The organism is Granulicella aggregans, assembly GCF_025685565.1.
Lineage (GTDB): Bacteria > Acidobacteriota > Terriglobia > Terriglobales > Acidobacteriaceae > Edaphobacter > Edaphobacter aggregans_B.
In genome coordinates, this window is sequence record NZ_JAGSYE010000002.1 from 562974 (window position 1) to 582969 (window position 19996).

The following is a 19996-nucleotide window of genomic DNA, read 5'->3' on the forward strand; positions in this document are numbered from 1 at the left end:
CTCACAGAGGTGCACCATGCAGCTTCCATGTAGATTCACCCCCACCATCGCCCCGGCCTCCGTTGTCCTCACCGTAGCCGTTCTTCTGCTGACCGCCACTCCGGCCCGCGCCGCCATTGATGAGACCATTCCCGCGCCGCAGTCCATCGCCATGCTCGAACAGCGCGCCATGATGGCCCAGCCACGGGAACAGTGCTTCCTCTTCACCGAACTGGTCCACAGCATGACTCAACTTGCCGGGAAGCAGTTCCTTGACGGCGACTTTGAGCAAGGTGCCGCCACGCTTAAGAAGATCCAGCACTACGCCCAGCTCATCCACCAGAATCTCGCCAACAACACCAAGCGAATCAAGGAAGCCGAGAAGCTGATGGAGCACACCACCTTCCACCTGGGCGAGTACGTCCACCAAGCCACGGGCGACGATAAGATGGCGCTTCAGGCCACGCTGAAGCAACTTGACGGCGTCCACGACGAACTCCTTACGCAGGTCTTCGCTCACTAAATCGGACCATTCAGCCTGCTGCTCGCCTATCATTCCGGTATGCGCCGATCAATCTTCCAGCGTCTCCTGATCCTCGCTGTCTGCTTTAGCGCTTCCACTGCGCTCTACTCAGCCGTAAACCCTACTCCCTGTTCCCTACACCCTGCCTTTCAGCGGGAGGACCCGCTCTCGCAGAAGGAGATTGAAGAGCTCCGCGATACGAACCGCCTCCCCAACGAGCGCGTTATGGCCTTTATCAGATTCATGGATGAGCGCACAGAGACGATCCGCAAGCTGTCCGCCGGGCCGCGCCATCCTGGACGCGAGCAGGACATCCACGACACGCTCGAACAGTTCACAGCCATCGCCGATAATCTTGAAGACAATCTGAACGAGTACGGACCGCGCCACCGCGACATTCGCAAGGCGCTCCCGAAGCTTCTCCGCGCCATCGATCGTTGGTCGTCGGTCATCAAGTCCCCGCCCGACGACGACGCCTATAACATCTCCCGCAAGCTCGCTCTCGAGTCCATCCGCGACCTGCGGGAAGACACCGAGCGTCTCATCGAAGACCAGAAGATCTGGTTCGCTGCCCACCCTCCTCAGAAAGATGCGGAGGGCAATGTACTAGAGCAATAGCCGCAAGTCGGAACGTCGCGCTCAGATCCCCTGAACGTCCGTCTTCTCCGCCCTCATCATGGGAAGGATGACGAAGAAGCACGCAAGCAAAGGCATCAATGCAGGAATGATTCCCACCCAGGGAAAGGGCTTCCGAGCAAAACCGCCCACCAAACCCTCGGCTACCGCAGTCAACACGAGAATCAGAGCCATCCTGCCTGCCCACTTCAGATTCTGGCGATTTAAATTCGAGAACCGCGTCATCATCGAAGACCTGCTTAGACTGCACGTTTTTCGTGCGGGAAATTTGCCCTTACTTTATACCGAAAAACCCATGAGTCAAGCTCAAGATTTCACTGAGCGCCGGCGATCCACGCATTGCGAGCGTATCGCGATGAGTCGTGTGCAGAAACACCCACAGCGCAGCGTGCTAACCTCGAAAAAGAGTGCCCGCCACCGCAAAGACATCCGCACCAACCCAGGCGCTGACGCCTCTCTTTGAAGAGGAGTACCGCGAGCTTCGGCCCCGCGCTCCTATCCCTCCGCTCGACATCCGTTTCCGCCGCTTCACCTCGCTGAATACGACGATCCGTCTGCGCGAAGGCCAGTTGCACGTTCGGCTTTCGGACATCCTGGAGCACGCTCCGGAGTCCGTCCTCCGCGCTATCGCACACATTCTATTGGCGAAACTCTACCGCAAGCCCATCGCTCCGCACCACGCCGACCGTTACCGCCGCCACGTCTCGTCCGAAGCCGTCTCGAAGCAGGCCGAGCACGTTCGCCAGACCCGAGGCCGCAAGCGCCTCGTCGCGCCGGTTGGCCACTTCTACGACCTGGACGAGGTCTTCGAGTCGCTCAATACGCGATTCTTCCACGGCCTGCTCGGTCGCCCAACGCTCACCTGGTCCGCGCATCATGCGCGGCGAATGCTGGGCCACTACGACGCCGCGCACAACACGATCGTCGTTAGCAAAGTATTTGATCGGCCTGATACGCCGCGATGCGCCATCGAGTATCTGCTGTATCACGAGATGCTTCACCTCAAGCACCCGGTGCGCGTGAAAGCCGGACGCCGCTGCGTCCACTCCCGCGAGTTTCAGGCGGAAGAACGCCTCTTCCCCGAACTTGAGCAAGCCAAGGCCTATCTGAAACGGCTCTAAGGGACCGTAAGATGTTTCATGCTAGCCTGATGCGCATGAAGCTCAGAGAATGTCTGCTCCTATTCGTGCTGACGACTGTATCAGCTGTATCAACCGCCCAGGTCCCTGCTACCACGGTTGACTCTGGCAACAAGTCCGATCCAGCAACATGGAACAAAGATGCTGATGACGCGCTCACGGCAGAGAACAATCATGAGTACGCGACCGCCTACAGTCTCTACAAACGCCTCCTGTCTGAAGGGCCGCCCCAGCGCAATATCCTGATGCAGGCCGCGATTGCGGCGCGGGGTGCGGGACATCCGGACGAAGCGCTCTCCTTCTATCAGCAGGGCAGCCAGCTCGGTACCGTGAGCAACGAGATTCCTGAATTGATTGCCGTCGTTCCAATCTACTCCGCTCTCGGTCGATGGGAGGATTTCGATAAGGCGAAAGCCAGACTCCGACAGCTCGCGGCCGCGGATTCATCCTTCGCGGGAAGAGGCTATCTCATCGACGAGTTCACGGAAGGATCACGGCAGTTCAGAGTGCTCGAATTTCCTAACCTTACGGGAAGGTTCAACTCGCGCTATCGTTTCCTCGTCGTCTCGGAGGCCGATCCCGCTGAAAAGTTCATCCCTTACTATGACCTCGAATCGGACGATGCCGACCAGGCCTTTTTCAAGATCGATCATCCCAAACTCGCCGCCAAGGGGGAACGCAGATACTCTCTGGACTCTTATCCGAAGCCCAGAGCACAGGCACTTATGGGCTTCTATGACGGTGAGCCGACTTACGAAACACTCCGTGCCATCGTCGCAAAGAGCGGAGAGAAAAAGCCACTCGCGACCGATAGCGATAAGAAAACTACGATTGCTCCGAAGTAGTTGTCACGGCGCTCGCATGCTACGATTTCGCGAACTCTCCGGGCCCAAACCCGACAAAACTAACAAAAGAGGTTAAACGATGCATCTCTCCAAACGTGCAGCAGCCGAGTTTGTCGGCACCTTCTGGCTGGTCTTCGGAGGCTGCGGCTCCGCCGTGCTCGCAGCCGGATTCCCGTCCCTCGGCATCGGCTTTGCAGGTGTATCGCTAGCCTTCGGACTGACCGTGCTGACCATGGCGTTTGCAATCGGCCACGTCTCCGGCTGCCATCTCAATCCCGCCGTCTCGGTCGGTCTTGTAGTGGGCAAACGATTCCCTATCAAGGAGTTACCGGTCTACGTGGTGGCGCAGGTGCTGGGCGCGATCGCAGGTTCGGGAGTGCTCTACCTCATCGCCAGCGGCAAGCCCGGCTTCTCGCTCGCAGGAGGCTTTGCCTCAAATGGCTACGGTGTCCACTCGCCTGATGGTTACTCGCTGTTCGCTTGCTTTGTCGCCGAGGTTGTCTTGACGGCGGTCTTTCTGCTCGTGATTCTCGGGTCCACCGACGAGCGTGCGCCGAAAGGCTTCGCTCCGATCGCCATCGGTCTCTGCCTGACGCTAATTCACCTGATCAGCATTCCGGTCACAAATACTTCGGTAAACCCTGCCCGCAGCACTGGCCCGGCGATCTTTGTTGGCGGCTGGGCGTTGAGCCAGCTTTGGCTGTTCTGGGCCGCGCCCATCCTTGGTGGGATTCTTGGCGGCCTTATCTCCGACACCTTCTTCGCCGTTCCACAGGAGCCGATCCGCGAGGCGATGTCGAAGTAGCAAAAAGACTGGCCGCGCGGGATCAACCGCTGCGGCCAGTTCGATTCGCTTTTTACGATTTCTTCAGGCAGACGCAGAGGCTTCGATGTCTACCAGAACCGGCCCAGGAACCTTCTTTTTAGTCAGCACCATGATCAAACCACCCACCAGTATCGAGGCCAGCGACGCCACCTGCGCGTTGCTCATGCCCCAATAAAGCTTGGGATTGACCCGCACGAACTCCACGAGAAAGCGACCGAAACCGCTCAGTGCGAGGTAAAGCCCGGTAAGCCAGCCGACAGAACGCGATTTATTGCCGAGTCGCCAGAGCAGCCAGGCCAATGCCAGGGAGAATAGCAGTTCGTAGATCGGCGTGGGTTGCACCAGGTCCGGCGTCGGGACAAGCGCGTTCTTCGCCATATGGACGCCCCACGGAAGAGTCGTCTTGATGCCGTAATCACCGTCTCCCGAGGTCAGGCAGCCGATGCGTCCTACGCCGTAACCTACTGCAGCAGAGGGAGTTGCTAGATCGAGCATACGGACGCCCGCCCACCCGCCACGAAGCGTGTCGGGTCTCGCCACCGCGCCCTGCCACATCAGCACCGCGATGCCGGCGATCATACCTCCGAACCAAGCAAAGCCGGCGCGGAACCAAGTGAGAAACTCGCCGAGGATCTCCAGCGGATGGTTCCAGCCCGGTGCCTGCATGCGCTTGAAGGCCATCAGCATCGTCGGGACATCCTGCAGCTCGTGCCACGCCTTCGCCCCTAAAATTCCGCAGACCACGGCAAGAGCGACTACGTTCAGTGCGTCCGCGTCCACTCCGTTGCGGACAAAGTTCCGGTGCAACACAACCGTCGCTACTACGGCGGCAAGCCACAACAGGAGGCCAAAGGTGCCCGGCTGCCAGGGGCCAAGGATCAAGTGGCCCAGGTGAAATGGGCCGATCTGCGGTAAATAGGGGTACATATGCCTCGCTTCCTTCCAAGTATATCGCCATCGTTGCGGGTGGAATCACACCGGCTTGTAGCAGGCACTTTCCATAAAGGCACGGTTCGCGCTACCCTTTGCTTTATGTCCAACAGCACGCCCCCCAGTTTTCCTCCCTCAGCCAGCATGGAAGTCCTCATCTCGAAGGAACAGATCGCCGAGCGCGTCGCCGCCATCGGCAAGCAGATCTCGGCGGATTACGCCGGCCATTCCATCGTCCTTATCGGTGTTTTGAAGGGAGCGGCGATCTTTCTCGCCGACCTCGCCCGCGCCATCGAGGTAGACAACACCTTTGACTTCGTTGCCGTCTCGAGCTACGGCCGCGCCCGTGTGTCTTCCGGCGCCGTAAAGCTGATCAAGGACATCGACAACCCGATCGAGGGAAAGCACGTCATCATCGTCGAAGATATTCTGGATACGGGACTGACTTTGAGCTACCTGCGCGGGCTGATGCTGCAGCACAAGCCCGCCTCGCTGAAGATCGCAACCTGCCTGGATAAGCCGGAGCGGCGGCTGGTTCCGATTGAGGCAGATTACGTGGCGTTCAGCATTCCGAACCAGTTTGTGATCGGATATGGGATGGACTATGCCGAGCGGTATCGTGGCGTGGAAGATATCCGGTTGTTCCCGGATGAGGCTGTCGGGCACTAAGAGCTGCCTGCATTCCGGATCTTGTGGAGGGTGAGATGCTTCGTCTGACGCCCTTTCTGCTCTTCGACGGAAACTGTGCCGAGGCTATGGAGTTCTACTTTGGCTGCTTCGGTGGGACGCTGACTTTGACGCGACTCGCGGACACGCCGATGAAGGATCAGATGCCCGCGGCGCAGCACCACAAGATCGTCAACGCATACCTGAAAAGCGATGCCATCGAATTTTCTGCGACGGACTGGCTGCATCCGACACACGTCCGGCTGCAGGGGAACTCGACCGCAATGTATGTCGTCGCGGCCCGGTTTGATGAGCTCAAGCGTCTCTTCGACAGGCTGTCCGAGGGAGCTGACAAGGAGTTCTTCCTCGACCTTTGCGAGATGCCGTTTGGGATCTACGGCCGGTTTACGGGCCGGTTCGGCGTGGAGTGGTTCTTTCGGGGCGAGAGGGGTGCCGATTAGCCGCGCTAAAGCCTGCCAAAGGTCTCCGCTGAATGCATCAACCATCAAAATCGCATCACTTTGCCGTATTTACGTAGCATGTTGGAATGAGGACGACTGTCAATCTCGATCCAGATGTCTATCGCTTCACGTCTGCCTACGCCGGAGCGAAGGGGATCACACTTTCAGCGGCAATCGGCGAACTGATTCGCCGCGCGGAGCAAATTCCTGAGACGGGGAGCGATTCGCCCAGGCTGAAGAAGAGTCCGCATGGATATCTTGTGATAGCCGGAACCGGAGAGGCTCTAAGCCCGGCGATGGTTAAAGCAGCGTCGGAGGACGAGTTTGTCTGAGGCCAGATATCTCCTGGATGTGAGCGTGCTTGTAGCGCTGCTGTCGGAAGATCACATCCACCATAACCTGGTGACGGTCTGGTTCAATCAGCCTGACCTTCAGTGGGCCATCTGTCCCTTCACCGAAGCTGGGTTCCTTCGTAACGCGACGGCGCCACGATCTGGGCAAATAAGCATGGCAGAGGCGACGGCGGTGCTCTCGCAGATCGCCAAGGAGCCCGGTTATCTTTACGTCCCAATCACGGTCGACTGGCAGACTCTCTGCAGCCTTTTTTTCAAGCGCATCTACGGCACGAAGCAAGTGACAGACGCGTATCTTTTAGGTCTTGCCGTGCGCGAGAGATTGGTACTGTCCACGATGGACAAGGCGGTCTCTCACCTAGCGGGAGAGGAGTACAGCAACCATGTCCTGCTGCTAGAAGAATAGCGACGCGGCCTTTAGCGGAAGTGGTAGGCGACGCCGATGCTGCCGAAGTAGGGCGTAAGGCCGTTCTTCAGGCCGAGGTTTGAGAACCAGTCCTGGTACTCGAAGTCGCCGCGGATGTTGAGGTAGGGCTTCAGCTTGTAGTCCACACCGCCGCCGAGCACGACCATGTTGTAGGCCAGATTGGCGGCCGATTGCCCACCGGGAAAATAGGGCGGGAAGTTGAAGACGCCACGTCCGTACATGACCTTTGCGTAGGGAGTCCAGCGGGGTTTGCGGAAGAAGACATAGCGGCCACCGGCTTTGTAGGTGCGCTCGTAGATCAAGTCCGTCCCGTTCGCCTGGTTGTACTCGAGTTCGACTCCGTAGTGCGGCTTGAAGTCGACGTCACCGTAGAAGCCGTAGCCCTTGATGTCTCTGCCGTAGTCGGAGTGGCCGTAGGTGAACTCTCCGCCCGCCTGGATGTCGAGGGATCGGGTTGCCGTGGGCAGCTTCTGGGCTTGCATCGCCGAGACGGAGCCTGCCGCCAGCAATAGGGATAAGAGCGTCTTCCTCAACATTCGTAAACTCCTGATTTATAAAGGCCCAGATTCAATGCTGCGGGTTCGAGCCGGACATCCGTGCTAAACGCGAGGGCGGGCGATGGAGTCGGCCCGCTCTCGCGAGTTTGATTCCTAGTTTTGAGGCGCGGGTGGAGTCGCGGTACCGGTGGTGGCATCGGGGGCTGCAGCGGTTGCTGCCGGCTGAGCGGCATCAGGCGCGGCCGTGGCTGGAGCAGCGGCCGTGGGTGCCGGAGCTGGTGTCGTCGCCGGATCGACCGGAGGTGCCGGAGCCTTGTAGTAGCTGAGCTTCAGATAGACGGGCTCGACCTCGAAGGGCATCTTGTCGGCCGGGCTGAGGATGGGTTCAAAGGCGGAGTGCAGCGGAATTAGCTTGTCGGTCCAGGGATCGAAGCGGAGGTAGCTCGAGAGCGGCACGGCGGCCTGCTGCTTGAGGTCGTTCATCTCCAGTTTGTCGGCCTTGGGAACCAGGGCCTGCATCCAGAAGGCGCTGTCCTTTTCGTTCTTGACGATGCCATCGCCGATCATCGGATTGTTCAGGGCCTTCAGGCCGTCGACGCGGGCGCGAAGCTGGGCGAGGTAGAGGCCGAAGTACTTCTGGCTGTCGACGAGTTCCTTGGCGTTGAGCAGCTCGATCGCCTTCTTCGCGGCAGCCTCGTTGTCAGCATCCGTGTGGTGCATTGGGATGTGCTTGAAGGAGGTGGTGTCGGGGAAGATGAGGCGGTCGTTGAAGGCATACTTGGTATCAAGACGGTGGCCGAGGATAATGTGCGCGAGCTGGAAGGCAAGCGCGGCGTTCAGGTCGCCTGCCTGCTGGGCTCCATCCTGGGTGACGATGCCGGTGGTGTCGATGAGGCCCTTCGAGAGGATGATCGTGTTGCCGACGGCGAGCGATTCGAGCGGCTCGGTCATCAGGGTCCGCACGCGTATTGGGCGCGAGACGGTGATGTTGTTGTAGGCGAGGATGTTGCTGGCAAGCGCTTCGAGGGTCTTGTCGAACTCGCTGCCCGGAGCGTCGAGGAGGCCAGCTTCGAAGAGGCGCTCGATGACGTTGTCTTCCGCCTGCTGCACCCAGGCGCGCTGAGCTCCGAGAGGGCTCACATCCTGCGCATCGTTCGAGACGTCGGTCGCGCCTTCGACTTCAACCGAGGTGTTCTCGGCTTCCTTCTCAGGGACCTTCAACACATAACCCCAGATGTGGTTGATGGCCTTGAACTGGAGGGTCTTGGTGGGGCTCTTGGGGTCGGTCTCTTCGACGTAGATAGAGTTGGGGAGCCAGAGATCCGGCTGGACGTTGGTACGCCAGCTATCGAAGTGATAGTACTCCTTGAAGTCCTTCTCGGTGCCGGAGACGTTGCCGTCGAAGCGGACGACGTTGCCGTTGTGGGTCTCAACCCAGATACGGCCAATGAACTTGCCAGCCAGCTTGCTGTTACCGGGGATGATGCTCTTGTTGGCGATGGGTGTTACGTCGAAGACGGCGGTGGGGACGTTGCCGAGGAACTCGTTGCGGACGTAGCCGAAGTTGTAATAGGAGCGGCTGAAGTCCTCGTCATCCATGACGAGCATGCGGGCGAAGCCTGCCGGGTTGAACTGAAGGCGAAGGCCGTTGCCGAGGCCACCGGCGAAGCCGAGGGTGTGCTTGAAGAGGCTGCCGATCTTGTGGTCTTCCTTGGCCTTGATGTCGTTGCGCGCGAAGGAGTCTTCGCCGATGTGCTTGCCGAAGTCGATGCGGGTGAGGTACTGCTCGTCGGACTCGGGCACCTGGACGACGCCGGGTTCGGGACGCATGTTCTGGATATAAATCTCGAGCAGCGGCGTGCGCTCTTTGATGACCTTTACGGTTGCGGCCTCGCGGGCGATCGCCTTGTCGAGAAGCGCGTTCTGCGCCGGGGTCAGCTTGCGGGCCGGAGCCTCTTCCTTCTTCTTCTTACCGCCGATACCCAGAACGGCGTTTGCCGGAAGCGAAGTAGAGATGAGCAGGGCCGCTGACAGCAGCGTCGCGAGGGGATGTTTCCGAAAGACCATTTTGTAAAGCTCCTGAACTTGCTCGCTGAAACTAAGAGGTTGGAAGACTACGTTCTCCAGCATACGGCTGGTGCTCCGGGCCGCAAGGCCGTGATTGGTTCGAATCAGCCGTTCGATTCAGACTGGAACGTCACGGTGACGTTTCCTTCCCAGTCGACAGGGTGACCGTTGGCATCGACCGCGGGCTGGAAGCGCATGGCCTGGGCGGCGTGTTCCGCCGACTGGTCGAGACCGTGGCCAAGTGGGCGAGTGATCTGGAGGACGGTGACAGCACCGGTGGCAGAGACGCGGATGCGCACCTGAACAACGCCGTTGATGTGTAACGCGGTGGCCTCAGCGGTGTATACGGGCTTCGGCTTGTAGATGACCTTAGGCGTGTTCTGGGGAACGCCGGGTGCAGCCGCGGCACCAGGCTTAGGCAGCGAAACCTGCTGGACTTGTCCAAGATTGACCTGACCGGCGGTATGGCCGGTCGAGTTCATGGGGCCAGTACCGCCAGCTACGCCGAGCTTCACGCCCTGCACGGGACGGACGCCGTTGCCGGTCATCTGCTGACCGCCGGGGCTTCCGGAGCCGAGGTTGACAGCAGTCGCAGCGGGGCCGCCGCCAGTGTTCGAGGCGGGCATGCCGGCCAGGCCCTTCTGGCCGAGGTTGATGGCAGAAACCGCAGGGCGGTTCGAGGGGGCGATGGGATTGTTGGCGCTACCCAGGGCCACTGCTGTCGGGTGAGGCGAGTTGTTGACTACCGAGGCGGCCATCGGATGCGCAAGGCTGACGACGACGGGCGCCGGGGGGGCGACCACTTTCTTGGGTGCGGCAGGCGTGACGACCGGGGCAGGCTGGGTCATCTTCACTTCAGCAGGCTTGGGTGCCTCGATCGGCTTTACATCGGGCAGCTTGATCTTGGGGGGATCGACCTTGACGACAGGCGGCGTGGGCGGCGGTGGCTCGTGCAGGATCTTTGGTTCCGGCGGCGGCAGGGGCTTGACGACGGGCATGATCAGCATCGTCTCTTCGCGCCGGGCGTCGAGGGTCTTCTTGGCGGTGACGCTCAGAACGATGACAAGGGCGACTATCAGCACGTTGATGACGATGGCCGTGGCGGTCGAAGCCTTGCTCTGCTTGCCGGCGTCGAGCAGGCCAAAGTCTTTGAACTGACGACTGGAGGCGGATGCTGCACGTTTCGCGGCGACGGCCGCTGGCTTGAGCTGTTCGGGGAGTGGTTGCAGCGTATTGGCCATGATATCGGAGCGCCCTTTGTGCAGCTTCCTGCCGGAAGCTGGTAGTCGAGTGATGATTTGGATGGTCAGGTTGAACTCTATCGGTTAGAGCCTGAACACCCCGGCTAAAAGCTGCAACAAGTCACGTCGTCGAGCGAATGGTCGTGGCTGGCTGCCACCCTATGTTTACTTGCCGCTCCGGAGTTCGGTCGCATCGGTAGCGGCAAAAAATCGGTACGCTCTAACAGGGTACACTTCCGTAACCGATGTTAGTATCGTCGCCTGTCCACAGCGGCATGGCACTTGCACTTTTGTTGCAGGGATGCACCCTACGGAACTATGCCGTTTGACTGCATTTTTGCGTTTTCCCTCTCTATCACTCTCTGACGCAGAAAGCAGGCTTGAGGGTTACATAGGGGTAAACCCGCCTCTGCGTTCGTGGCCTGTTTTGAAGCAGAGGCGGCTTGGGTGAAGATGCGCGAACTCTGCCTCAGGATCAAATCCGATTCGATTTCGACGAGGCAGGGGGAGCAAAAGTCACCCGGTATTTTTTTCTGGGAAGTGGCACTTTCGGGGCAGTTCCGGGGAGTATTCAGCGTTTAAGGCCATTCAGGGCCTTGCGATAGCGCTCGGGAGGGTCGGGCATCTGACTCTCCTTCACTGCCGCGCGGTAGCCACCGTTGTAGATGGAGTACATGACGGCGAGCGAGCAGCCGACGCCAAAGATGAATCCGAAGAATATCGCGAACATTGCCGACCAGAGAATCGTCATGCTGATCGCAGTCTACAGGGAGATACACTGATCGAACCGTAAACGATTTGGTTTGAAGATATTGGAGAAGAAATGAGATCTCTGTATGCGTTTTGTGTCCTGTCCGCCTGCGTTCTGGCTGGGTGTAGCCCGCTGTTGACTTCTGAGATACAGGGGCAGGAGGTGTCGGCTTTGGTCGACAAACAGGAGTCAAATCTGCTGGCGACTTATAAGTCGCTGCACGCTGCGCCGGAGCTATCGCACCACGAGGAGAAGACCTCTGCCCTGCTCGCCGGCGAGCTTCGAGCGGCGGGTTACGAGGTGACCGAGCATGTGGGGGTCTATGCGGACGGCTCGAAGGCGTTCGGAGTGGTGGCGATCCTGAAGAACGGAGCTGGGCCGACGCTGTTGGTACGGGCGGATATGGACGCTCTGCCGGTGACGGAGAAGACTGGGCTGCCGTATGCGAGCTCGGTGCGGGCGAAGAATCCGGCGGGACAGGATGTTGGAGTGATGCACGCCTGCGGGCACGATATCCATGTGACGACGATGATCGGCGTGGCGCGCCTGATGGTGGAGGAGAAGGCGAAGTGGCATGGGACGCTGATGCTGATCGGCCAGCCGAGCGAGGAGACGATCGACGGCGCTCAAGCTATGCTCGCCGACCACCTTTATGAGCGCTTTGGAACACCGGACATGGCGATTGCGCTGCATGACAGCAACTTGGCCGTTGGGACGCTTGCGATCGTTCCCGGCTATGCGATGGCGAGTTCCACTGGCATGGATGTCCTCATGCGCGGGGTGGGAGCGCATGCATCGCAGCCTCAGAGTGGCAAAGATCCGATCGTGATGTCGGCCGAGTTCATTGTGGCGCTGCAGACGATCGTGAGCCGGTCTACGCCGCCTCGGTCACCAGCCGTATTGACGGTTGGCGATATCCACGGCGGGACGAAGCGCAATATCATTCCCGATGAAGTGAAGATGGAACTGAACTTCCGTGCCTACGACGAGAGCGTCCGCCAGACGATCATTGCCGGAATCGAGCGCACAGCCAAGGGAATCGCGATTGCCGCGGGTGTTCCCGAGGATCGTATGCCCATTCTCACGATGCAGGAGTACACGCCTTCGATGTACAACGATCCCGCCCTATCAGCGCGGCTGGTCGCGTTGTTTCAACAGAAGCTTGGCAAGGAATCGATCGTCGAAGACGATCCGAAGATGGGAAGTGAAGACTTCGGCGTGTTTGGACTCGATCACAAGATTCCTGCGGTCATCTTCTGGCTGGGAGCTTACGATCCGGCGAAGGTGGCGGAGAGCAAGGCATCGGGGAAGCCGCTGCCTTCGCCGCACTCTCCTTTGTTTGCGCCGGTGCCGGAGCCGACGATTCGCATGGGCGTAACGGCGATGACGGATGCTGCGATCGCGCTGCTGCAGTGAAGAGACAAAGGCAAATGCGGGGGTCTCTCCACTGCGCTTCGCTCCGGTCGAGATGACGATTTTTTAGTGGGGTCTACTTTGCTGGCGCGGTTGCAGCTGGTGCTGGTTTGGTGAAGATCTTCAGCGCGTTCTGCACGGTGTAGTTGAGCCCCCACAGAGTGGGAAGCACGACGATCACCCAGGCGGCGGCGATTAATACGGGCGAGGACTTTTTTACTTCGGTCATGCTGAATCTCCTATGCGCAGTGCTCTTAGTGGGCTGCGCCTACCGGCGTGAGGGTCTCCGAATCTTTCAGCCAGTACTTCTCGCTGACCGGCTTCACAAAGAGGTTCGCAATGAAGCCAACGACAAGCAGGCCGGACATGATGTGCAGGATGAGCGGGTAGGCGTCCTGCTTGGGCAGCTTGTTGGCGACGTAGTGGTCGAGGATGCCGTTCACGATGAGCGGACCTACGATGCCGGCGGTCGACCATGCGGTGAGCAGGCGGCCATGGATCGCCGAGACGTTATAGCCCCCGAAGAGGTCCTTCAGGTAGGCGGGGATGGTGGCGAAGCCGCCACCGTACATCGAGATCACGACCGCGGAGATCAGGACAAAGAGAGTCACCGAGTTCAAGTGGTCGAGTCGTGTAAGCGGAAGAACGAAGTAGAGGACCGTACCCAGCGTGAAGAAGACGAAGTAGGTCACCTTGCGCCCGAGGATGTCCGAGCAGGAGGCCCAGATGAATCGGCCAGCCATGTTGAAGATGCTGAGAAGGCCGACGAATCCTACCGCCGCAGTGGGGGTGATGACGCCTTTGAAGAGATCCTGGATCATCGGGGCAGCCTGCTCGAGGATGCCGATGCCTGCGGTGACGTTGGTGAAGAGGATGATCCAGAGTAGAAAGAACTGCGGCGTCTTCCATGCTTGTGCGACGGCGACATTGTGCTTCGAGATGAGGGCGGATTGTTTGACCGGAGCGGTCCAGCCTTCGGGCTTCCAGTCCTTGGCGGGGACGCGGATGGTGAAGACGCCAAACATCATGAAGACGAAGTAGATCGCCCCCATGGTGATGAAGGTGTACGGAATGGAGGGCTGTCCGGCTGCCTTGAAGTGGGCCATCAACTGGTTGGCGAGCGGGCCACCGATCATCGCTCCGCCGCCGAAGCCCATAATGGCGAGGCCGGTTGCGAGGCCGGGGCGATCGGGGAACCACTTGATGAGGGTCGAGACGGGAGAGATGTATCCCAGGCCGAGGCCGATGCCGCCGATGACTCCGTAGCCAAGGTAGATGAGAGCGAGATTGTGGGTGCTGGCTCCGGCTGAGGCGATGAAGAAGCCGACGCTGAAGCAGAGCGCCGCGTAGAACATGGCCTTGCGTGGGCCGGCCTTCTCCAGCCATGCGCCGAAGAGCGCGGCTGAGATGCCTAGGAAGGCGATGGCGATGGAGAAGATGTAGCCGATCTCCTTGAGGTTCCACGCGGATCCGTCCGCACCATGCAGAGCGAGGAGGGGATTCTTAAAGACAGAGAAGGAGTAGACCTGACCGATCGAAAGATGGATGGCGAGAGCTGCGGGAGGAACAAGCCAGCGGCTGTAGCCGGCTGGTGCGATGGAATGATCACGATCGAGAAAGCCCAGGGACATTTTCAAAAACTCCAGTACTCAAGTGCTCTTTACATGCATGCAAAACAGCGTAGCGCGTCACATAGTAAAAGCCGATCACCCGAATGGGGCGATTTGGTGACAACCATACACCCTGCGCAAAACGATTGTCCGGGCGGCAGGTTCGTTTGTTTGCCTGTGGTGCGCGGCATAGCGTACCTTTTTGCTACCGTAGTGAAACTGAGGTAATGGTTTGATGGCTGGGCAGACTCTTGAGACACAGAACTCCAATCTAAGCTCGACCCTTCGCGAGAACCGGGTCTTCCCTCCCCCGGCCGAGTTTGCGGCGAAGGCTCATATCGGCAGCCTTGTAGAGTATGAGGCTCTGTACAAGAAGAGCGTCGAGGAACCCGACGCGTTCTGGGCGGATGCGGCGTCGGAGCTTGAGTGGTTTGCTCCGTGGTCGCAGGTGCTGGATGGCACTGGGCCGGATGCGAAGTGGTTCGTCGATGGCAAGATCAATCTCTGCCATAACTGCGTGGACCGACATGCTCTTGGCGCGAACCGGGACAAGGTCGCCATCTTGTGGGAGGGCGAACCCGGTGAGATTCGGCGGATTACCTACGGCGAGTTGCATGAACAGGTGCAGCGGTTCGCAAATGTGCTGAAGGCGCAGGGCGTGAAGAAAGGCGACCGCGTCGCAATCTACATGGGCATGTCGCCGGAGTTGGCGACCGCTCTGCTGTCCTGCGCGCGCATCGGTGCGGTGCATTCGGTGATCTTTGGCGGATTCGCCGCGCATGCGCTGGTAGACCGCATCAACGATTCCGAGTGCGTTGCGGTGTTGACGCAGGATGGAAGCTATCGCCGCGGCAGCGAGATCAAGCTGAAGGCGATCGTGGATGAGGCGCTGACGAAGTGCCCGTCGGTGAAGAGCGTCCTCGTGTATCAGCGGACAAAGTCTCCTATCGACATGCAGGAAGGGCGCGACATCTGGCTGCACGAGGCGGTGGAGTCCGTTGCGGCAGAGTGTCCTTGCGAGTGGATGGACGCGGAAGACCCGCTGTACATCCTTTACACTTCGGGGACGACCGGCAAACCCAAGGGGCTGGTGCATACGACCGGTGGATATGCGGTTGGAACATACCTCACCAGCAAGTACGTCTTCGATCTGCGGGGCGACGACGTCTACTGGTGCACGGCCGATATCGGTTGGGTGACCGGGCACTCGTACGTGGTGTACGGGCCGATGCAGAACGGTGTGACCGTGCTGATGTACGAGGGTGCTCCAAACTTCCCGGAGAACGACCGGTTCTGGAAGATCATCGACGAGCACAAGGTGACGGTCTTCTATACCGCGCCGACGGCGATCCGGGCGTTCATCAAGTGGGGCAATGAGTGGATAGAGAAGTACGATCTGGGATCGCTGCGGCTGCTGGGAACTGTCGGCGAGCCGATCAATCCCGAGGCGTGGATGTGGTATCACCGCATGGTGGGTAAGGAGCGGTGCCCGATCGCCGATACGTGGTGGCAGACGGAGACGGGCGCGATCATGATCGCTCCGATTCCGGGAGCAGTCGCGACGAAGCCTGGATCGGCGACGCGGCCATTCTTTGGAATTGTGCCGGAGATTGTCACAAAAGAGGGAGATCCGGTACCGGATGGGCAGGGCGGGCTGCTGGTGATCTCGAAGCCGTGGCCCTCGAGGGCGCGGACAATCTATGGCGACCCGGAGCGGTATCAGCAGGCTTACTTCAGCGAGGTGCCCGGTAAGTACTTTACTGGCGACGGCGCGCGGCGCGATGAGGATGGCTACTTCTGGCTGATGGGCCGGGTAGACGACGTTATCAACGTGAGCGGGCACCGGCTGGGCACGATGGAGATCGAGTCGGCTCTGGTGGCGCATACGAAGGTTGCCGAGGCGGCGGTGGTAGGGCGTCCCGACGAGATGAAGGGGCAGGCGATCGCAGCGTTCGTCACGCTGGAGCATGGCTACGAGGCGAGCGACGCTCTACGGCAGGAGCTGCGGCAGTGGGTGGCGAAGGAGATTGGAGCGCTGGCCCGACCGGACGATCTGCGGTTCACCGATGCCTTGCCGAAGACCCGGAGTGGAAAGATTATGCGGCGGCTGCTGAGGGAGCTGGCTACGACGGGTGAGGTGAAGGGCGATACGACGACGCTCGAAGACTTCGCTGTGGTGGCTCGACTAAGGGAGCAGGACGAGGCCTAGTGGCGGGGAGAAAGCCAGTTCCTTCGACTCGCGCGTGCGCTCGCTTAGGATGACAGGGCTGGTGGTCGGGGATCTCGGCTTTGCGAAGGATGACAAGAGCTAGATGATGGTTGAATGCAAATGAGAACGGCCTCCGGATGGAGGCCGTTCTCATGTGTGGATGTGCCGTTTGGTTACGCTGAGGTGTTTACCAGCGATCCGCTGCCTAGACCTTGTTGTACGAGATAGCTGGCGACGGCTTGAAGCGCGTCGTCCGTACTACCGGATGTCAGAAGAGTGCTGAGCTTGGTGACGAGCTTCTCGAGCGCCGTATCCGAGGTGCTGGAGGTTGCGTCCGACGTGCTGGCGGAGGTGCTGGAGCTTGAGTCAGAGGGCTTGATGCCTAGGTCGAGCTCCAGCTGCTTGATGTCGGACTGCGCCGCAGTGGTGTTGCCGGAGGTCAGATCCTTGAGGAACGAGGTCAGGTCCTTGGTCGTATTGGACTGCGTTGAGCTGGCCTTGAGGTCCTTCTGGAGCTGGGTCAGGGCCGTCTTCGCGCCGGTCGCGTCGCCGGAGGCGAGGTCCTTGAGCAGCGTGACGAGGTCCTGGGTAAGCGGGTCGAGCGAGCTGGTCGAGGAGTTGTCGGACGACGAGGAGAGAAGCGAGGACGAGGAAACTGCGCTGGTGGATGCGGTCTGGGAGGTGCTCGATGTGGTGACCGGGGTGTACGCGCTGTCGAGCAGCGACTGGAGAACAGAGGATGAGACACCAGTGGTAATAGACACAGAACGCTCCCTGAAGATTGATTGCCGCGGCAGAATCCTGGGGAAAGAACTCGGGGAGGATCGGATGCCGCTGGAACCATAGTGCCTTGAGGAAATGTGGAGTGAAATACCCCGATGGTGCTAAGCAAAGTTTGCCGTAAACGGCAGAATTTGCCGAGATTAGTCTCCTCGGGGGTCGCTTACACCAGGGACGTGTCGGAGTCCGTGGGCCGCGAAGGCAGAGTGAAGAAGAAGCTGGAACCCTCGTCCGGCTTGCTGGTGGCCCAGATGCGGCCGCCGTGCTGCTCGACGATGCTGCGGCAGATGGCGAGGCCGAGGCCGGTGCCTCCGCGAGAGCGCGAGTCCGAGGCGTCGACCTGGTGGAAGCGCTCGAAGATCTGCTCCAGCTTGTCCTCGGGGATTCCTGGGCCAGAGTCCTGAACCTCAATCTGGATCTCATCATTCTCCGTGCGGCTTGCCTTAAAGACGATGCGTCCGCCCTTGGGAGAGAACTTGATGGCGTTCGAGATGAGATTGTTGATGGTCTGCGCGACGCGGTCGGGATCGGCCCATGCGTCTACCTGTTGCGCCTCGACCTGGATCTCGATATCGGCCTTTGCGGCCTGCGTCTGCTGGGTTGCAGCCGCCTTGCGCAGCATCTCGTCGATGCCAAACATGCTGTAGTTCAGCTCGGTTTTGCCGCTGTTGATGCGTTCGAGGTCGAGGATGTCGTTGACGAGCGCGACGAGCCGGTCGGTGTTGCCGATGGCGATCTCAAGCATCTGCCTGGTGCGTTCGGGCTTGGAGGAGAGCGCTCCGCTCTGGATGAGGCCGAGCGAGGCGCGGAGCGAGGTCAGCGGCGTCCGGAGCTCGTGCGAGACCGTCGAGATGAACTCGTCTTTCATGCGGTCGAGGGCGCGGCGCTGCGTGGTGTCGGTGAAGGCCACGACGACGCCGACTGCCCGGCCGCCAGGGATCCTTTCGCCATCAACTGTCCGGACATCCGTATCGATCTGGGGGCGGGCGACGTAGTCCACCGGGAAGAAGGTGCCGTCTTTGCGCCAGAAGACCTCTGTCGATATCCGGGTGGTCTCCATCTTATGAAGACTGAGATTGATCGGACACGTCTCCCAGGAATAGTGCTGGCCGCTGGGATGGCGATGATGGATGAGGTCGTGCATAGACTGGCCAAGGGCCTCTGCGGGGTCGTAGCCGAGCATCTGCGCGGCGGCGGGGTTCATGACGGTAATTCGGCCTTCTAGATCGACACCGAGGATACCGTCGCCGATGGACTCCAGGATGGAGTTCGACTGGCGGACGAGGGCGCGAAGTTCACCTTCGGCGCGGATCTTGTCGCTGACGTCGACGCCGAAGCCAAGGACGTAGGGCTTGCGGTCCGGCACCGAGATGAGCTTGTTGCGATAGGCGATGACGCGTAGCTCGCCATTCAGATGGCGCAGGTGCAGCAGGCCTTCGGCCTGACCGGTGCGCGTAATCTGTTCGAGATAAGCGGGGAAGAACTTCTCGGTACCAGGGAACATAAGGTCGAGGAGGGAGTGGCCGACCACGTCTTCGACGGTGCGTCCGATGGCCTCGGCACCATGCCGGTTGACCGAGAGAAGGACGCCGTTGGCGTCGTGGGTGCACACCATGCCGAGCGAACCTTCGATGAGTTCGCGATAGCGGGCTTCGCTCTCGCGGAGGGTGGCCTCGGCGTCGCGCTGAACGGTGACGTCGATGCCGGTGGCGATGATGAAAGCGACCTGACTCTGGGCGTCGAGCAGGGCGGTGGCCGACCACGAAATGCGGCGCGGACTGCCGTTCCGGGTGAGCCAGACGTTCTCGAAGGTGACCGGATATCCGCCCGTCCGAATGCCTTCAAACTCGCGCATTGCGTCGGGGACGTCCTCGCTGGGGATGAGTTGTTCCCAGACGTATCGGCCGAGGAGTTCGGACGACTTGTAACCGGAGATGCTCTCGCAGGCGCGGTTGAAGCGCACGATGCGGCCGGCGGTGTCGAAGACAGCGACGAGAGCTCCAACGGTGTCGAGGACGGCGGAGACGAAGTTGCGCTCGACGGTAAGGGCGGTATCGGTTCGCTGATGCAGGCGCGCGGCAAGCTCCATCTGGCGGACGCGGCTGTTGAGCTCGAGCCGGGTGATGACCTGCCGGCTGATGATGGTGAGCGCGTCCCTCTGCGAGGCAGTGAGCTTGCGAGGCACGGAGTCCAGCACAAAGACAGTGCCGATGATGGTGCCGGTCGGCGTGATGAGCGGAGCGCCAGCGTAGTAGCGGAAGATGCGGCCACCGAGTTCGATGCCGCTCTCTTCGTGCTCGGGATCGAGATAGGCGTCGGCGACTTCGTAGACCTGCTCCTGCGCGATGGTGCGCTCGCAGGGATTTTCGCCGCGGGGCTGCTCCGCGACCGAGATGCCGACGGTGGCTTTGAAGACCATGCGGTCGCCATCAAGCAGCATGATAGCGGCGATCGGGGTGCTGCAGACCTGGGTGGTCAGGCGCGCGAGATCGCTGAGCGCCGGGTCGGCCGGCGTCATCAGCACCTCGTATTTTTCGACGGCTTCGACACGCAAAGCTTCGTCTTCGAGCGCACGCTGGCTCATGGTCTTAAACTTCATGGTAGGAGATGACCTGGCCCTGGATTCTGCCACTTAAGGGTGAC

Annotated in this window: 21 protein-coding genes; 12 read left to right on the top strand and 9 right to left on the bottom strand. The window is 60.2% G+C overall.

What is annotated here, in order from left to right:
- Positions 1-16: 16 nt before the first annotated feature.
- From OHL18_RS11885 to aqpZ, 6 genes are all read left to right on the top strand, one after another.
- The gene (locus OHL18_RS11885) at positions 17-502 is read left to right on the top strand and encodes a hypothetical protein (RefSeq protein ID WP_263375064.1); all 486 of its coding nucleotides are present in this window, start codon (positions 17-19) and stop codon (positions 500-502) included.
- Positions 503-541: 39 nt separating this feature from the next.
- The gene (locus tag OHL18_RS11890; protein ID WP_263375065.1) at positions 542-1120 is read left to right on the top strand and encodes a hypothetical protein; all 579 of its coding nucleotides are present in this window, start codon (positions 542-544) and stop codon (positions 1118-1120) included.
- A 67-nt stretch (positions 1121-1187) separates the two neighbouring features.
- Complete coding sequence (locus OHL18_RS11895; protein ID WP_263375066.1) at positions 1188-1601, top strand: hypothetical protein; 414 nt, start codon at positions 1188-1190, stop codon at positions 1599-1601.
- A complete protein-coding gene (locus tag OHL18_RS11900; protein WP_263375067.1) occupies positions 1546-2259 on the top strand; it encodes a M48 family metalloprotease in 714 nt (237 codons plus the stop codon). Before OHL18_RS11895 ends, OHL18_RS11900 begins: the two co-directional genes overlap by 56 nt.
- Before the next feature lie 35 nt (positions 2260-2294).
- Entirely contained in the window at positions 2295-3122 is an 828-nt protein-coding gene (locus tag OHL18_RS11905; protein ID WP_263375068.1) for a hypothetical protein, read from the top strand.
- A gap of 79 nt (positions 3123-3201) precedes the next feature.
- Positions 3202-3927 carry an aquaporin Z gene (gene aqpZ / locus OHL18_RS11910; protein WP_263375069.1) on the top strand — a complete coding sequence of 242 codons (726 nt, stop codon included), beginning with the start codon at positions 3202-3204 and terminating at the stop codon, positions 3925-3927.
- Positions 3928-3990: 63 nt separating this feature from the next.
- On the opposite strand, the gene OHL18_RS11915 is transcribed toward aqpZ, so the two are convergent.
- Positions 3991-4875, bottom strand: a complete 885-nt coding sequence (locus OHL18_RS11915) for a prolipoprotein diacylglyceryl transferase (RefSeq protein WP_263375070.1) — start codon at positions 4873-4875, stop codon at positions 3991-3993.
- A gap of 147 nt (positions 4876-5022) precedes the next feature.
- On the opposite strand from OHL18_RS11915, the gene hpt reads away from it, so the two are divergent.
- From hpt to OHL18_RS11935, 4 genes are all read left to right on the top strand, one after another.
- Positions 5023-5547 (top strand): hypoxanthine phosphoribosyltransferase, encoded by a 525-nt coding sequence (hpt, locus tag OHL18_RS11920; RefSeq protein ID WP_263375071.1) that lies wholly within the window; start codon positions 5023-5025, stop codon positions 5545-5547.
- Positions 5548-5582: 35 nt separating this feature from the next.
- On the top strand, positions 5583-6005 hold the full coding sequence (locus tag OHL18_RS11925; RefSeq protein WP_263375072.1) for a VOC family protein: 423 nt from the start codon (positions 5583-5585) through the stop codon (positions 6003-6005).
- 86 nt (positions 6006-6091) lie between these two features.
- Positions 6092-6337 carry a hypothetical protein gene (locus OHL18_RS11930; protein WP_263375073.1) on the top strand — a complete coding sequence of 82 codons (246 nt, stop codon included), beginning with the start codon at positions 6092-6094 and terminating at the stop codon, positions 6335-6337.
- Positions 6330-6764: a TA system VapC family ribonuclease toxin gene (locus tag OHL18_RS11935; RefSeq protein WP_263375074.1), complete on the top strand. Its 435-nt coding sequence runs from the start codon at positions 6330-6332 to the stop codon at positions 6762-6764. The genes OHL18_RS11930 and OHL18_RS11935 overlap by 8 nt, the downstream gene beginning before the upstream one ends.
- An 11-nt stretch (positions 6765-6775) precedes the next feature.
- Here OHL18_RS11935 and OHL18_RS11940 read toward each other — a convergent pair whose 3' ends face one another.
- From OHL18_RS11940 to OHL18_RS11955, 4 genes are all read right to left on the bottom strand, one after another.
- Positions 6776-7321: a porin family protein gene (locus OHL18_RS11940; RefSeq protein WP_263375075.1), complete on the bottom strand. Its 546-nt coding sequence runs from the start codon at positions 7319-7321 to the stop codon at positions 6776-6778.
- Positions 7322-7435: 114 nt separating this feature from the next.
- Positions 7436-9349, bottom strand: coding sequence for a hypothetical protein (locus OHL18_RS11945; RefSeq protein WP_263375076.1), 1914 nt, complete (start codon positions 9347-9349; stop codon positions 7436-7438).
- A 104-nt stretch (positions 9350-9453) separates the two neighbouring features.
- Positions 9454-10590 (bottom strand): energy transducer TonB, encoded by a 1137-nt coding sequence (locus OHL18_RS11950; RefSeq protein WP_263375077.1) that lies wholly within the window; start codon positions 10588-10590, stop codon positions 9454-9456.
- 571 nt (positions 10591-11161) lie between these two features.
- Positions 11162-11341, bottom strand: a complete 180-nt coding sequence (locus OHL18_RS11955) for a hypothetical protein (protein WP_263375078.1) — start codon at positions 11339-11341, stop codon at positions 11162-11164.
- 162 nt (positions 11342-11503) lie between these two features.
- Here OHL18_RS11955 and OHL18_RS11960 point away from each other — a divergent pair, with 162 nt between their 5' ends.
- A complete protein-coding gene (locus OHL18_RS11960; protein WP_263375751.1) occupies positions 11504-12757 on the top strand; it encodes an amidohydrolase in 1254 nt (417 codons plus the stop codon).
- 73 nt (positions 12758-12830) lie between these two features.
- Here OHL18_RS11960 and OHL18_RS11965 read toward each other — a convergent pair whose 3' ends face one another.
- Entirely contained in the window at positions 12831-12983 is a 153-nt protein-coding gene (locus OHL18_RS11965) for an MFS transporter small subunit (protein WP_263375079.1), read from the bottom strand.
- A gap of 25 nt (positions 12984-13008) precedes the next feature.
- Entirely contained in the window at positions 13009-14385 is a 1377-nt protein-coding gene (locus OHL18_RS11970) for an L-lactate MFS transporter (RefSeq protein WP_263375080.1), read from the bottom strand.
- 214 nt (positions 14386-14599) lie between these two features.
- On the opposite strand from OHL18_RS11970, the gene acs reads away from it, so the two are divergent.
- Positions 14600-16573, top strand: a complete 1974-nt coding sequence (acs, locus tag OHL18_RS11975; RefSeq protein WP_263375081.1) for an acetate--CoA ligase — start codon at positions 14600-14602, stop codon at positions 16571-16573.
- Between the two features lie 173 nt (positions 16574-16746).
- Here the strand turns inward: acs and OHL18_RS11980 are convergent, their stop codons facing one another.
- Both OHL18_RS11980 and OHL18_RS11985 read right to left on the bottom strand, forming a co-directional pair.
- On the bottom strand, positions 16747-17337 hold the full coding sequence (locus OHL18_RS11980; RefSeq protein ID WP_263375082.1) for a hypothetical protein: 591 nt from the start codon (positions 17335-17337) through the stop codon (positions 16747-16749).
- Positions 17338-17516: 179 nt separating this feature from the next.
- Positions 17517-19937, bottom strand: coding sequence for a PAS domain S-box protein (locus OHL18_RS11985; protein ID WP_263375083.1), 2421 nt, complete (start codon positions 19935-19937; stop codon positions 17517-17519).
- Positions 19938-19996 lie beyond the last annotated feature (59 nt).

Bases quoted from the DNA above. Each gene is read 5' to 3' on its own strand.
- OHL18_RS11885 (WP_263375064.1), top strand. From the start codon at position 17: ATGCAGCTTCCATGTAGATTCACCCCCACCATCGCCCCGGCCTCCGTT.
- OHL18_RS11890 (WP_263375065.1), top strand. From the start codon at position 542: ATGCGCCGATCAATCTTCCAGCGTCTCCTGATCCTCGCTGTCTGCTTT.
- OHL18_RS11895 (WP_263375066.1), top strand. From the start codon at position 1,188: ATGACGAAGAAGCACGCAAGCAAAGGCATCAATGCAGGAATGATTCCC.
- OHL18_RS11905 (WP_263375068.1), top strand. From the start codon at position 2,295: ATGAAGCTCAGAGAATGTCTGCTCCTATTCGTGCTGACGACTGTATCA.
- aqpZ (WP_263375069.1), top strand. From the start codon at position 3,202: ATGCATCTCTCCAAACGTGCAGCAGCCGAGTTTGTCGGCACCTTCTGG.
- OHL18_RS11915 (WP_263375070.1), bottom strand. From the start codon at position 4,875: ATGTACCCCTATTTACCGCAGATCGGCCCATTTCACCTGGGCCACTTG.
- hpt (WP_263375071.1), top strand. From the start codon at position 5,023: ATGGAAGTCCTCATCTCGAAGGAACAGATCGCCGAGCGCGTCGCCGCC.
- OHL18_RS11925 (WP_263375072.1), top strand. From the start codon at position 5,583: ATGCTTCGTCTGACGCCCTTTCTGCTCTTCGACGGAAACTGTGCCGAG.
- OHL18_RS11930 (WP_263375073.1), top strand. From the start codon at position 6,092: ATGAGGACGACTGTCAATCTCGATCCAGATGTCTATCGCTTCACGTCT.
- OHL18_RS11940 (WP_263375075.1), bottom strand. From the start codon at position 7,321: ATGTTGAGGAAGACGCTCTTATCCCTATTGCTGGCGGCAGGCTCCGTC.
- OHL18_RS11945 (WP_263375076.1), bottom strand. From the start codon at position 9,349: ATGGTCTTTCGGAAACATCCCCTCGCGACGCTGCTGTCAGCGGCCCTG.
- OHL18_RS11950 (WP_263375077.1), bottom strand. From the start codon at position 10,590: ATGGCCAATACGCTGCAACCACTCCCCGAACAGCTCAAGCCAGCGGCC.
- OHL18_RS11955 (WP_263375078.1), bottom strand. From the start codon at position 11,341: ATGACGATTCTCTGGTCGGCAATGTTCGCGATATTCTTCGGATTCATC.
- OHL18_RS11965 (WP_263375079.1), bottom strand. From the start codon at position 12,983: ATGACCGAAGTAAAAAAGTCCTCGCCCGTATTAATCGCCGCCGCCTGG.
- OHL18_RS11970 (WP_263375080.1), bottom strand. From the start codon at position 14,385: ATGTCCCTGGGCTTTCTCGATCGTGATCATTCCATCGCACCAGCCGGC.
- acs (WP_263375081.1), top strand. From the start codon at position 14,600: ATGGCTGGGCAGACTCTTGAGACACAGAACTCCAATCTAAGCTCGACC.
- OHL18_RS11985 (WP_263375083.1), bottom strand. From the start codon at position 19,937: ATGAGCCAGCGTGCGCTCGAAGACGAAGCTTTGCGTGTCGAAGCCGTC.